This is a genomic window from Thiosulfatihalobacter marinus (genome assembly GCF_016019955.1).
Taxonomy (GTDB): domain Bacteria; phylum Pseudomonadota; class Alphaproteobacteria; order Rhodobacterales; family Rhodobacteraceae; genus Shimia; species Shimia marinus_A.
This window is the reverse complement of the sequence record NZ_JAECRZ010000005.1, coordinates 224,249-237,657: the sequence shown is the minus strand read 5'-3', so window position 1 is coordinate 237,657 and position 13,409 is coordinate 224,249. Positions and strand designations below refer to the sequence as shown.

Below are 13,409 nucleotides of genomic sequence, written 5' to 3'. Positions count from 1 at the left end.
TTAGAGCGCTTCCGCGCCCGAGATGATTTCAATAAGCTCGTTGGTGATCACAGCCTGACGCGAGCGGTTGAACTGAATGGTCAGCTTGTCGATCATTTCACCAGCATTGCGCGTCGCATTGTCCATAGCGGACATCCGCGACCCTTGCTCGGATGCGCCGTTTTCCAGCAACGCCGCAAAGATCTGTGTTGCCACGCCGCGCGGCAGAAGGTCAGCCAGAATGGCCTCTTCGCTGGGCTCGTAGTCATACAACATGCTCTCACCCGCATCCCCGGCCTCGTCAAACGACGCCGGGATGATCTGCTGTGCTGTCGGGATCTGGGTCACAACGTTGACGAACTTCGAATAGAAGATCGTGCACACATCGAACTCTTCGCCGTCGAAACGGGTCAGAAGATCACGGGCGATGTCCTGCGCGTTGTCATAGCCAACACGCTTCACATCAGACAGGTCGACATGACCCACAAGATGCTCGCCCAGTTCACGTTTGATGCTGTCACGGCCTTTCTTGCCAACGGTAAAGACTTTCACCGTCTTGCCCTGCGCCAACAGTTCCTGAGCCCGCGCACGGCCAAGTTTGGCAATGTTCGAGTTGAAACCACCACACAGGCCGCGTTCGGCCGTCATGATTACCAGCAGATGAACATTGTCCTTGCCCGTGCCGCTCAGCAACCTGGGCGCGGAATCCGATCCACCAACCGAAGCAGCCAGACCGGCCAGCACGGCATTGAACCGTTCTGTGTAGGGGCGTGACTGCTCCGCACTTTCCTGCGCGCGGCGAAGTTTCGCCGCGGCAACCATTTGCATGGCCTTAGTGATCTTCCGAGTGTTCTTCACACTCTCGATCCTGTTTTTCAGGTCCTTGAGATTTGGCATCTGTCAGGCCCCTTACGCGAAATCAGCGGCGTATTCGTCGAGTGCTGCTTTCACTTTATCGGCTGCGTCACCCTTGATCTTGGGATCTTCGTCGGTGATCCACTGAAGCAGGTCAGCGTGCTTGCCACGCAAGTGCTGCAACAGACCCTGCTCGAAACGACCCACGTCCGACACTTCGATCTTGTCGAGGTAGCCATTCACACCGGCAAAAATGACGCACACGATTTCCGAGTTGGTCAGCGGCGAATACTGCGCCTGCTTCATCAGTTCGGTCAGACGGGCGCCCCGGTTCAGCAGCTTCTGGGTGGCGGCGTCAAGGTCGGAACCGAACTGGGCAAAGGCCGCCATCTCGCGGTACTGGGCCAGCGACAGCTTCACCGGACCGGCAACCGACGACATCGCCGAAGTCTGCGCCGACGACCCAACGCGCGACACCGACAGACCGGTGTTCACGGCAGGGCGGATACCCTGGTAAAACAGTTCGGTTTCAAGGAAGATCTGGCCGTCGGTGATCGAAATCACGTTGGTCGGAATAAAGGCCGAAACGTCACCACCCTGGGTTTCGATGACGGGCAGCGCGGTCAGCGAGCCGGCGCCGAAATCCTCGTTCAGCTTGGCCGAACGCTCCAGCAGACGCGAGTGAAGATAGAAAACGTCACCCGGATAGGCTTCACGTCCGGGCGGGCGGCGCAGCAGCAGCGACATCTGACGATAGGACACGGCCTGTTTGGACAGGTCATCATAGATGATCAGCGCGTGGCGGCCATTGTCACGGAAATGCTCGGCCATTGCGGTTGCGGCGTAGGGCGCCAGGAACTGCATCGGCGCGGGGTCCGACGCGGTGGCGGCCACAACGATCGAATAGTCGATGGCGCCGGATTCTTCCAGTTTCTTGACCAGCTGGGCCACGGTCGAACGCTTCTGACCGATTGCGACATAAACGCAATACAGCTTCTTGCTCTCGTCGTCGCCGGCGGCGTCGTTATAGGATTTCTGGTTCAGGATCGCGTCCAGCGCCACGGCGGTCTTGCCGGTCTGACGGTCGCCAATGATAAGTTCCCGCTGGCCACGGCCAATCGGGATCATGGCGTCAACCGATTTCAGGCCGGTTGCCATCGGCTCGTGCACCGATTTACGCGGGATGATGCCCGGCGCCTTCACGTCGGCAACGCCGCGCTCGGTGGATGCGATCGGTCCCTTGCCGTCGATCGGGTTGCCCAGACCGTCGACAACGCGGCCCAGCAGGCCGTCACCGATCGGAACGTCCACGATCGAGTTGGTGCGCTTGACGGTGTCGCCTTCCTTGATGTCACGGTCCGACCCGAAGATCACGACACCCACGTTGTCGCTTTCCAGGTTCAGGGCCATGCCCATGATGCCACCGGGGAATTCCACCATCTCGCCGGCCTGGACATTGTCCAGCCCGTAGACGCGCGCGATACCGTCGCCGACGGAAAGCACACGGCCAACTTCGGCCACTTCGGCCTCCTGGCCAAAGTTCTTGATCTGGTCCTTAAGGATCGCAGAGATTTCGGCTGCTTGGATACCCATTATCCGACCTCTTTCATTGCATTCTGGAGGGACGCGAGCTTGGAGCGGATCGACGTATCGATCATCTTCGAGCCCACTTTAACGACGAGACCGCCAACGAGGGCATCGTCGACGGTCGCATTGATCTTGACGGTTTTGCCCACGCGCTCGGCCAGCGTCTTGGCCAGCTTGTCGCTCTGGGTCTTGGTCAGCGCCTTGGCGGTCACGACCTCGGCGGTCACTTCGCCCTTGTCTTCGGCAATCATGGCGCGCAGCTGGTCAATCAGCTGGGGCAGCACGAACAGGCGCCGCTTCCCGGCCATCAGGCCCAGGGCGTTCTTCAGCACCGGCTGAAGGCCCATCTTGTCGGCCACGCCAGCGATTGCCTTGCCCTGCTCCTCGCGGCTGATCAGCGGCGAGGTAATCAGGGTGCGCAGATCCGCGCTTTCGGCAATCGCGGCACTCAGGTCATCAAGCCCGCTTTCCAGTTTGGCAAGCGACTTGTTCTCTTGCGCGATCTCAAAGACCGCGGCGGCATAGCGCTTGGCAATGCCAGAGGAGATCGAAGCTGGTTCGGACACGTCCACCCTTCCGCTTTCTGGCCCCGCTGACGGCATACAATTGTATGCAGTACCGTGGGGCGTTACGTGGCCCTGTCTGAAACAGGGCAGTCAAATCCGAGGCGGGTGTAGCAGAGGCTTGCGCGGCGGGCAACATTGTTTGAGTTATTCCCGGCTCCGGCAAAACCCCTTGTTTTTAAGGCGTTGCCACGGGTGCGACCCTTTGCGCGCGACGGGGGGTCAAAAAAATGTCTCTCAGGGGCGCGTTTTTTGCGATTCCCGCATCAACTGGAGTGGCTGTGTTAGCGGAAACAGTTATCCGACGGCTATTTCACGTGTCTTGCCCCCGAAACCTCGCGGCGCATTCCAACAGGTGTCGGCGGCGTTCGATTTTGACCAGCTCAGCCCTTCTAACGCTTGGATCTCCTGGCACATCCAAGAACTCCCAAAACTCTTCTACTGAGCAAAACTTGAACCCATTGAGCAGAAACTTTTCCAGTAAGGGGGCGGTGAAGCGGTGCATCTGAAATGCCAGATCTTCGCTATCGTCCCGTCTGATTGCGTGACCATGCGAAATCAGGTTGCGCCGCGTGACGAGGTGATTGCCCAACAGTCGGAGTTCCCGTTCCTGCTCAAAAACGTTGGCGCCTCTTTGAATCCGCTTGAAGTAGGGTGTGTCCCTTCCACCTGAAATCGCCTCAAACAACCTCCAGCCCTCAAAAAACGACTGTTCGAGATTTGGCAGCGCAAATGCCGAATGATAACGAGACAATGCATCCAGCGACCGTCGGCGCCACTTTGACGATTTCGCCGCGTTCCAAAACACGTTGAAGTTCTTGCTTAGAATAGTCAGCTGCTCCACTGAGTGTGATCTGGGTTCCGGGCCTCCGACCCATTCGTCGTGCCAAAGGCCATCATGCGTTATTGATCCATCCAGATGATGAGTCGTCGAATGAGGAGCAATCAGAACCGAGCTGACTGGCAGCTTCCCCCTTTCTCGCGACGAAAACCTCCAGCCCTGCCCATAGTTCAGAACCAGATTTGCGGTTCCCAGCACCGCAGACAGCGCTGAGTAAGCTCGTTCATACGCGTCGGCCGAATTGATGCCAGACACCCTGACTAGAACCAAATCGCAGCTTTCGATCTCTTGGCGTTTCTCATCGTCAAAAAACGAATCGTAGTCTCGTCTTTGTTCTTTTCGAACGGATGCTATCTGCTTGTAAGTCGCAGTGTTCTTCGACGGGAAAAAGCTGATGTTTGCGCCGTCCAACTTCACCATCTTTGGAATAAATGTCGGCAGGTTCCACACTGGAAAGGCGACCCGAAAATCCTTCTGGTCGCAAAGCAGCGCGTTTCGTGCCTTCAGAACCTGCGCGCGAAAATCCTTGTGCGTGAAATCGGCAACCAAATCAGAGGAAAACAAAGCTCTCTGCAAGGCCTTATGTCGCACAATATCGGTTGGCGCATCAAACGCTGCAGCAGAGTCCAAGTAACTCTGCCAATAGTCGGCAAAACCGACGGAAAGCGAAACTTTTCCGTCACGGTCGAAGTTTCTGGCTGCCCTCAGTTTCTCAAGCGCAAACTCAATGTCGTCGTTGCCAAACTCTTTTCGCCAGAAAACCATCTTCGCTATTCACTTTCAGGTCACACCGGCTCCGCCGTCGGCTTGGGCGCCAGCGCTTTGAGCGGCTTTTTCACCGCCTCGCGCAGCCCCGGTCCGCTGGGGGCATGCACCCGCTTGCTGGCCTCCACGATCAACACGCCGCCTGCCAGAACCGGCGAAATCGTCTTGCCGAAACTCTCCAGCACCACGCCGGATTTGCGCCAGAACCGTTTGTGCGACGGCGGCTGGTACAGGGTCGCGCGGTGGCGCTCGGGCATGAACCCGTGGCGGCGCAACTGGGTCTCCAGTTGCCCCGCGGAATAGGGCCGCCCGTATCCGAACGGCGTCGCATCGCTGCGCGACCACAGCCCGGCGCGGTGTGGCACCACGAACAGTACCTTGCCCCCCGGCCCCAACACCCGATGCGCCTCGTTCAGCACATCCGACGGGCGCTCGCTGGTCTCCAGCCCGTGCATCAGCACCAGCTTGTCCACCCTCCCCGTGTCCAGCGGCCACCAGGTTTCCTCGCACAGAACCGAGACATTCTTCATACCCGCCGGCCAGGGCATCACCCCCTGCGGCGCGGGCATCAGCCCGATCACCCGGCGCGCATCGGCCAGGTAAGGGCGCAACAGCGGCACCGCAAAGCCGAACCCCGCAACGGTCTGGCCCGCCGCCTCGGGCCACAGCTCCAGCATTTCATCGCGCACGGCCTTCTGCGCCGCGCGCCCCAGCGTGCTGCGGTAGTAAAAGTTCCGTAAGTCCTGCACATCAAGATGCATTGCGCCCGGTCCCGTGATCGGCAAAGCTGGGATCAACATAACAACGAACAGGCGAATTTCCATGCCCCTTGAGATCGTCACCATCCCCTGCCTTGCCGACAATTACGCCTTCCTTGTCCACGACACCGCAAGCGGTGATACCGCGCTGCTCGACGCGCCCGAATCCGGCCCCATCCTGGGCGCGCTCCGGTCGCGCGGCTGGCGCCTGTCGCATGTTCTTTTGACCCACCATCACTGGGATCACGTCGATGGGCTGGCCGACATCCTCGCCGCCCACCCCGCCAGAGTGGTCGGCGCCGCGGCGGATGCCTCCCGCCTGCCTGCGCTCGATACCGCCGTCACCGAAGGCGATACCGTCGCGATCGGTGGCGAAGAGGCCCATGTGATCGATGTTTCCGGTCACACCGTCGGCCACATTGCGTTCTATTTCCCCGATACCGGCGCCGTGTTCACCGCCGACAGCCTGATGGCGCTGGGATGCGGCCGCCTGTTCGAAGGCACGCCCGACATGATGTTTGACAGCCTGTCCAAACTGGCGGCCCTGCCTGCTGATACCCTCGTCTGCTCGGGCCATGAATATACCGCCGCCAATGGCCGGTTTGCCCTGACCGTCGATCCCGACAATGCCGCGCTTCAGGCCCGCGTCGCCGCCGTTGCCACCGCCAATGCCACGGGCACCCCCACCGTGCCATCCACCCTGGCCGAGGAACTGGCCACCAATCCGTTCCTGCGCGGCCACGACCCGGCGGTGCAACGCGCCGTGGGCATGCAAGGGGCACAGCCGGTGGACGTGTTTGCCGAAATCCGCCGGCGCAAGGACAGTTTCTGAACCTTGCGGCGGCGAGGCACGGCAACTCGAAATTCCATGGACACCTGCGAATTCCGCCGGTTTCCCCCTCGAACCGCCCGCTTTTTGACGCGCGTTCACGTCAGATCACGATAAATGTGAGTGTCAAGTTGCAGAAAGTCCTTGAAGACCGGCACAGATCGACCAAACTTTAAGACTATGAGGCCAATGTTGTGGGTGGGGCTTTACCCCCCTGCCGCGACCCAGAACCGGAAGGAGCACGAGAGCAGTGCCTTCATTCTCGAACACGCTAGAACAAGCCATCCACGCCGCGCTGGCCCAGGCCAATCAGCGGCGCCACGAATTTGCAACGCTGGAACATCTCCTGCTCTCGCTTCTGGAAGAACCGGATGCGCTGCGGGTGCTCCAGGCCTGTGGCGTCAATATTGACGAATTGCGCGGCACGCTGATCGAATTCATCGATGACGACCTGTCCAATCTCGTCACCGATATCGAAGGCTCCGAGGCGGTGCCCACCGCCGCCTTCCAGCGCGTGATCCAGCGCGCCGCGATCCACGTGCAATCGTCGGGCCGCACCGAGGTGACGGGCGCCAATGTGCTGGTCGCGATCTTTGCCGAACGCGAATCCAACGCCGCCTATTTTCTCCAGGAACAGGACATGACCCGCTATGACGCGGTCAACTATATCGCGCATGGCGTCGCCAAGGATCCCGCCTTTGGCGAGGCGCGCCCCGTCACCGGTGCCCAGGACGAGCCGGAAGAACAGGCCGGCGCCCAGGTCGAGGGCGAGGCCAAGGAAAGCGCGCTGGCCAAATATTGCGTCGATCTCAACGCCAAGGCCACGCAGGGCGAGGTCGATCCGCTGATCGGGCGCGATCACGAGGTCGAGCGCTGCATCCAGGTGCTGTGCCGCCGCCGCAAGAACAACCCGCTCCTGGTGGGCGATCCCGGCGTCGGCAAGACCGCCATCGCCGAGGGGCTGGCGCGCAAGATCGTCAAGGGCGACACGCCCGAAGTGCTGGCCAACACCACCATCTTTTCGCTCGACATGGGCGCGCTTCTGGCCGGCACCCGCTATCGCGGCGATTTCGAGGAACGGCTCAAGGCCGTCGTGAACGAACTGGAAGAACACCCCGACGCAGTGCTGTTCATCGACGAGATCCATACCGTGATCGGAGCGGGGGCCACCTCGGGCGGCGCGATGGATGCCTCCAACCTGCTCAAACCGGCCCTGCAAGGCGGCAAGCTGCGCACCATGGGCTCCACCACCTACAAGGAGTTCCGCCAGCATTTCGAAAAGGACCGCGCCCTGTCGCGCCGGTTCCAGAAAATCGACGTGAACGAACCCACGGTCGAGGACACGATCAAGATCCTCAAGGGCCTCAAGGAGTATTTCGAGGCGCATCATTCCGTGAAATACACCGCCGACGCGATCAAGACGGCGGTCGAATTGTCGGCCCGCTATATCAATGACCGCAAACTGCCCGACAAGGCGATCGACGTGATCGACGAGGCCGGCGCCGCCCAGCATCTGGTTGTGGCCTCCAAGCGGCGCAAGACCATCGGCGTCAAGGAAATCGAGGGCGTCATCGCCAAGATCGCCCGCATCCCGCCAAAAAGCGTGTCCAAGGACGATGCCGAGGTGCTCAAGGATCTCGAAAAATCGCTCAAGCGCGTGGTGTTCGGGCAGGATGCCGCCATCGAGGCGCTGTCCTCTGCCATAAAACTGGCCCGCGCCGGGCTGCGCGAGCCGGAAAAACCCATCGGCAACTACCTCTTTGCGGGCCCCACCGGTGTCGGCAAGACCGAGGTCGCCAAACAGCTGGCCGATACGCTGGGTGTGGAGCTGCTGCGCTTTGACATGTCCGAATACATGGAGAAACACGCGGTCTCGCGCCTGATCGGCGCGCCGCCGGGTTATGTCGGCTTTGATCAGGGCGGTCTGCTCACCGATGGCGTGGATCAGCATCCCCATTGCGTGCTCTTGCTGGACGAGATCGAAAAGGCGCACCCGGATGTCTACAATATCCTGTTGCAGGTGATGGATCACGGCGAACTGACCGATCATAACGGGCGCACCGTATCCTTCCGCAACGTGGTCCTGATCATGACTTCCAACGCCGGCGCCACCGAACAGGCCAAATCCGCCATCGGCTTTGGCCGCGACCGGCGCGAGGGCGAGGATACCGCCGCCATCGAACGCACCTTCACCCCGGAATTCCGCAACCGTCTGGATGCGGTGATCTCCTTTGCGCCCCTGCCCAAGGATGTCATCCTGCAAGTGGTCGAGAAATTCGTGCTTCAACTCGAAGCCCAGCTTCTGGACCGCAATGTCACCATCGAACTGACCCGCGCCGCCGCCGAATGGCTGGCGGACCGTGGCTATGACGAAAAGATGGGCGCGCGTCCTCTGGGCCGCACCATCCAGGAACACATCAAGAAGCCACTGGCAGAGGAACTTCTCTTCGGCAAACTGACGAAGGGCGGTGTCGTCAAGGTCAAGGTCAAAGACGGCGCTCTGGTGCTGGATCTTACCGGCCCCGACAAACCCCGCCTTACCGGCGACAAGCCGCCCCTGCTGACCGCGGAATAATGCGGCTTGGGGCCGCAGCCCTTGTCGGCGCCCTGGCGGCCAGCACCGCCACCGGGGCGCCGGAACTGTCCCTGCCGCTGGATTGCACGCCGGGCGAAAGCTGTTTTGTCCAGAACTATGTCGATCGCGATCCGGGGCCCGATGCGCTGGATTTCACCTGCGGCCCGCTCACCTATGACGGCCACAAGGGCACCGACATCGCCCTGACATCGCTGGCGGCGATGCAGGGCGGGGTGGCGGTGCGCGCGGCGGCGGACGGGATCGTCACCGGAATGCGCGACGGCATGGCGGACCGCATCATGACCGCCGAAAACGCCGACCAGATCAAGGGCCGTGAATGCGGCAACGGGCTGGTGATCGATCATGGCGATGGCTGGGTCACGCAATATTGCCACATGCAGCGCGGCAGCCTGACGGTACAGCAGGGTCAGTCCGTGAAATCCGGCGATCTGCTTGGCCTGGTCGGTCTGTCCGGCCAGACACAATTTCCCCATCTGGAGCTTTCCGTACGCCTCGATGGCGCGGTGGTCGATCCGTTCGCGCCCGGCGCGGGCGCCACCTGCGGCGGGTCCGGCACCCCGCTTTGGAAAAACCCGATCGCCTATGCGCCCGGTGGGTTGATCGCGCTGGGATTTACCGATGCGATTCCTGCCTTTGACGCGGTGAAATCCGGCACCGTCGCCCGTGAAACCCTTCCGCCGGACGCGCCCGCTCTGGTGCTTTTCGCCTATGGCTACGGCAGCCGCGCCGGGGATCAGCTGGACATCACCATACAGGGGCCCGCCAAACGGGTCATGGCCCGGACGGTCCGCCTTGAAAAAACCCAGGCCCAGTATTTTCGCGCCATCGGCAAGCGCGCCGCGCCGGGCGGCTGGCCAGCCGGGCGCTATACCGGCACCGTCGCCCTGATCCGCCAAGGCCGCCCGATAGGCAGGCAAACCATTGAATTAACAATACAATAGGCGCGCCAACGCCCTACCTTTCGGTGAACTTCATCTCGATCCGCCGGTTCCTTGCCCGCGCCTCTGGCGTGTCGGCGGTATCGACCGGTTGATATTCGCCAAACCCGTTGGCCGAAAGCCGGTTGGGCGCGATGCCCTGGGTTTCGATCATGTAGCGCACCACCGACAGCGCCCGCGCCTGGCTCAACTCCCAGTTGTCGGCAAACCGCCCGCCGCCCGAAAGCGGGACATTATCGGTATGCCCGTCCACCCGGATGATCCAGTCGATGCCCTCCGGGATCTCATCCGCCACGCCTTGCAGGATCAAGCCCACCTTGGCGATCTCCTCCTCGCCTTCATGCGACAGCTCCGCGCCGCCGGGGGGGAACAACACTTCCGAGGCGAACACGAACCGGTCGCCCACGATCCGCACACCTTCCTGGCTGCCCAGAACCTGCCGCAACCGGCCAAAGAATTCAGACCGGTATTGCGCCAGATCCTTGGTCTGCGCCTCCAGCGCCGCCTTTTCCGCCTCCAGCCGCTTGCGTTCGGCCTCTTCCAGCCGCCGCCGCTTGCGCTCTTCCGCCGCCGCCCGCGCCAGCGCCGCGTTCAGATCGCTGCCCAGCGCCTCCAGCTGCACCTGTGCCGCCGAATCGCGCGCCTTGTAATCGTCCAGAAGCGCGCGCAGGCTTGACAGTTGCGCGCGCAACGCGCCGATCTGCTGGTTCAGCGCCTCGACCTTGCGCAGGCTTTCGGCGGATCGCGCCTCTTCCTGGGCCAATGCTTCGTTGGCCGTGCGCAACAATGCCTCGCGCTGTTGCGCCGCGCTCAGGGCCTCTTGCGAACTGCCCTCCGCCACCTGTTTCGCCGCCAGCGCCGCGGCCAGCTGGCGCTCGACCGCCTCGGCATCGCGCACCTTGGATTCCGCCGCCAGCTTGGCCGCCAGCGCCGCGCCCAGACGCTCGCGCAGCGAGGTCGCGTTGTCACGCGCCGCGATCAGCTCTGCATCGGCCAGTTGCTGCGCCGCCACCGCCGCCGCCAGCCGTTCCTCCAGCGTTGTCAGCGCCGCCTGAAGCCCGTCGCCCGTGGTTTCGGCCCGCTCGGCGCGGGTTTCGGCGGCCAGTTTCGCCGCCAGCCCCTCGGCCAGTTGTGCCTCCAGCGCCGCGATATCGCTTTGCAGCCGGGTCTCGGTCTCTCCGGTTGCGGCCTGTGCTGCCACCCTGGCCGCCTCGGCGCCGGCCAGCCGCGCCTGCAAATCGGCAATGGTCTCGCTGCCCGTGTCCAGATCCAGCAACGCCGCCGTCAGCTCGGCCCGCACCGAAGCCAGCTCCGCGTCGCGCGCCTGTGCCGCGGCACCCGCCTCTTCCAGCGCCAGCACCGCGCGGGCAAGCTGCGCGGCGATCTCCTCGCGGGCACTCAGCGCGCGCTCCAGATCGGCGCGCGCATTGGCCAGCTCGCCGTCCCGCGCCGACAGCGCCGCCTCGGCGGCCACCAGCCTTGCCAGCGCGTCGGTCAGGTCTTCGGAAACATCCTGCCCCTCCACCAGCGCGGCCGCCAGTTTCAGGTCCAGATCGTCCTGCGCCGCCCGCGCCGCCGCCAACAGGGTCAGCGTTTCCTCGGCCTCCCTGCGCTGCGCCTCCAGCGCCAGCGTCATCGCCGTCAGTTCCGCATCGGCATCCTCAAGCCGCGCCCGCAGCGCCTCGGCCGCGGCCGCCTCCAACAGGCGCTTTTGCTCTTCCTCGGTCAGTTTTTCCGCGAGTTCCGCGACATCCCGGTTCAGCACGGCCACCTTGCCGCGCTCTTCGGCCACGTCGCTCTGAAGGCTCTCGATCAGTGCCTCCATCGCCTCGCGCTGCGCCGCCGCCAGCCGCGCCTGCTCTGTCTGCGTGTCGATCTCGTCGCGCGCCTGGGCCAGCGCCAGGTTCAGCGCCTCGCGTTCGCCGATCAGCGTGTCCCGCTCGGCGCTCAGCGCATCGCGCGTGTCCTCCAGCGTGGCAATCGTGCCCAGCGCCTCGTCCCGCTGGGACAGCAAGGCCGCGACCTGCGCCTCATAGCTGGTGATGCGCGTGCGCGACGCCGACAGCGCGGCATCCTGCGCCTCGCGCTCGGCCGACAGCGCCGCGATCAGCGCCGCCTGCTCGCGCAGCCGGGTTTCGCTGTCATCCAGCGTCGCCCGCAATCCTCCCACTTCGCTTTCCAGCGTCGCGCTGCGGTCCCGCTCCAGCCCCAGCGCCTCCGCCAGCGCCAGCACCTCGGTTTCCAGCGCGTTCAGCTCGTCCTCCTGCCCGGTGATGGTCTCGCGCAGCACGAACTGCACGATCATGAAGATCGTCAGCACGAACATCAACACCAGCAAAAGCCCGGTCATCGCATCCACGAAACCGGGCCAGATCGACGCCTGGAAACGCTGACCGGTGCGCCGCGACAGGGCCATGGATCAGCCCTCCTGCCCGCCGTCGGCGCTGTCTGGCGGCGTTGCTTTGCGGCGCAGACGGCCCACCGGTTTGGGCCCGTCGCCCTGCGTCCTGCCAAACTGGCGCAACGAGCGTTGCAAACCAGCCAGCTCGCTGCGCAACTCGCTCATGCTCTCCTGCCGGCCGGCGGAAATCTCTTCAAGGATCCGCAGCATCTGCACGTCGATCGAGCGCAGCCGCATCCGGCTTTCGGCGTCGATTCCGCCCTCTTCCTCACGGGTCTGCATCTCGTGCAGCAACAATTCCTGCCCCTCCGCCACCCGCAACAGCGCCTGCGTGGCCGGGGCCTGGGTTTCGATCCGGTCGGTCATGCGGTGAATCGCCTCGGCCAGCTGCGACAGGCGATCGTCCGTGTCGCTGCGCACCGCCACCGCGCCGACGATGGCCTCCTGCATTGTCTCCAGCTGCTGGGCCAGGTGGTCAAACGCAAAACCGACCGCATGCTGTTCGCTCCCGTCCCCCTCGCCCGAGGAAAACCCGACCCGCGTGATCGAACTCAGCCACTCTTCCAGCTCGCGGTAAAACCGGTTCTGCCCGTGCCCCGCGAACAGCTCCAGCAGGCCCACGATCAACGATCCCGCCAGCCCCAGCAAGGAAGAGGCAAAGGCAATGCCCATGCCCCCAAGCTGCGCCTCAAGCCCGCTCATCAGGCGCGAAAACACCTCGACACCGCCCTCGCCTTCCTGCGGCGCAAGGCTGCGGATCGTGTCCACCACCGCCGGGACCGTGGTGGCCAGGCCGTAAAACGTGCCCAGCAACCCCAGGAAAATCAACATGTTGACCAGATATCGCGTGATCTCGCGCCCTTCGTCGATCCGCGTCGCCACTGAATCCAGGATGGACCGTGTGCTGGTCGCACTGATCTGACTATGCGCGCCCCGCGTGCGCAGCAACGCTGCCAGCGGCGCCAGAAGCTGCGGCGGCTGATGCGCCTCGTACCCTTCGCGCAACCCCGCGAAACTCTCGATCCAGCGCACCGAACTGATCAGCGAAAACACCTGCCCGAAACAGGCAAACACCCCGATCAGGAACACAAAGGCGATGAACCCGTTCAGATAGGGATTGGCAATGAATACCGGCAGGACGCGCGGCAGCGCGACATAGACCAGCAATCCGGTCAGCCCCAGCACGATCAGCATCAGAACGATCTGACGGAAGGGTTGTGAGAAACGCGGCTCGACTTTGCGGTCCGGCTCGTCCATGTGGACTGCTCCTGACACTTGTTTTTTCTGCGCTCACCCT

10 protein-coding genes are annotated in these 13,409 nt (G+C 63.0%); 3 read left to right on the top strand and 7 right to left on the bottom strand.

The window, feature by feature from the left end:
• The 5 genes from I3253_RS10185 to I3253_RS10165 all read right to left on the bottom strand — a co-directional run bounded on the left by I3253_RS10185 (position 1) and on the right by I3253_RS10165 (position 5,351).
• Positions 1-876: a F0F1 ATP synthase subunit gamma gene (locus tag I3253_RS10185; protein WP_197917544.1), complete on the bottom strand. Its 876-nt coding sequence runs from the start codon at positions 874-876 to the stop codon at positions 1-3.
• A gap of 12 nt (positions 877-888) precedes the next feature.
• Positions 889-2,427, bottom strand: coding sequence for a F0F1 ATP synthase subunit alpha (gene atpA / locus I3253_RS10180; RefSeq protein WP_197917543.1), 1,539 nt, complete (start codon positions 2,425-2,427; stop codon positions 889-891).
• Complete coding sequence (locus I3253_RS10175; RefSeq protein ID WP_197917542.1) at positions 2,427-2,987, bottom strand: F0F1 ATP synthase subunit delta; 561 nt, start codon at positions 2,985-2,987, stop codon at positions 2,427-2,429. The genes atpA and I3253_RS10175 overlap by 1 nt, the downstream gene beginning before the upstream one ends.
• A gap of 310 nt (positions 2,988-3,297) precedes the next feature.
• Entirely contained in the window at positions 3,298-4,590 is a 1,293-nt protein-coding gene (locus tag I3253_RS10170) for a hypothetical protein (RefSeq protein WP_197917541.1), read from the bottom strand.
• A gap of 20 nt (positions 4,591-4,610) precedes the next feature.
• Positions 4,611-5,351, bottom strand: a complete 741-nt coding sequence (locus I3253_RS10165; protein WP_197917540.1) for a class I SAM-dependent methyltransferase — start codon at positions 5,349-5,351, stop codon at positions 4,611-4,613.
• 61 nt (positions 5,352-5,412) lie between these two features.
• On the opposite strand from I3253_RS10165, the gene gloB reads away from it, so the two are divergent.
• From gloB to I3253_RS10150, 3 genes are all read left to right on the top strand, one after another.
• Positions 5,413-6,180, top strand: a complete 768-nt coding sequence (gene gloB, locus I3253_RS10160; protein WP_197917539.1) for a hydroxyacylglutathione hydrolase — start codon at positions 5,413-5,415, stop codon at positions 6,178-6,180.
• Positions 6,181-6,427: 247 nt separating this feature from the next.
• A complete protein-coding gene (gene clpA / locus I3253_RS10155) occupies positions 6,428-8,752 on the top strand; it encodes an ATP-dependent Clp protease ATP-binding subunit ClpA (RefSeq protein ID WP_197917538.1) in 2,325 nt (774 codons plus the stop codon).
• Positions 8,752-9,714, top strand: coding sequence for a M23 family metallopeptidase (locus I3253_RS10150; protein WP_197917537.1), 963 nt, complete (start codon positions 8,752-8,754; stop codon positions 9,712-9,714). Before clpA ends, I3253_RS10150 begins: the two co-directional genes overlap by 1 nt.
• 13 nt (positions 9,715-9,727) lie before the next feature.
• Here I3253_RS10150 and I3253_RS10145 read toward each other — a convergent pair whose 3' ends face one another.
• Together I3253_RS10145 and I3253_RS10140 are read right to left on the bottom strand one after the other, a co-directional pair.
• A complete protein-coding gene (locus I3253_RS10145) occupies positions 9,728-12,127 on the bottom strand; it encodes a peptidoglycan -binding protein (RefSeq protein ID WP_197917536.1) in 2,400 nt (799 codons plus the stop codon).
• A gap of 3 nt (positions 12,128-12,130) precedes the next feature.
• The gene (locus tag I3253_RS10140) at positions 12,131-13,369 is read right to left on the bottom strand and encodes a biopolymer transporter ExbB (RefSeq protein ID WP_232237107.1); all 1,239 of its coding nucleotides are present in this window, start codon (positions 13,367-13,369) and stop codon (positions 12,131-12,133) included.
• Positions 13,370-13,409: the final 40 nt, after the last annotated feature.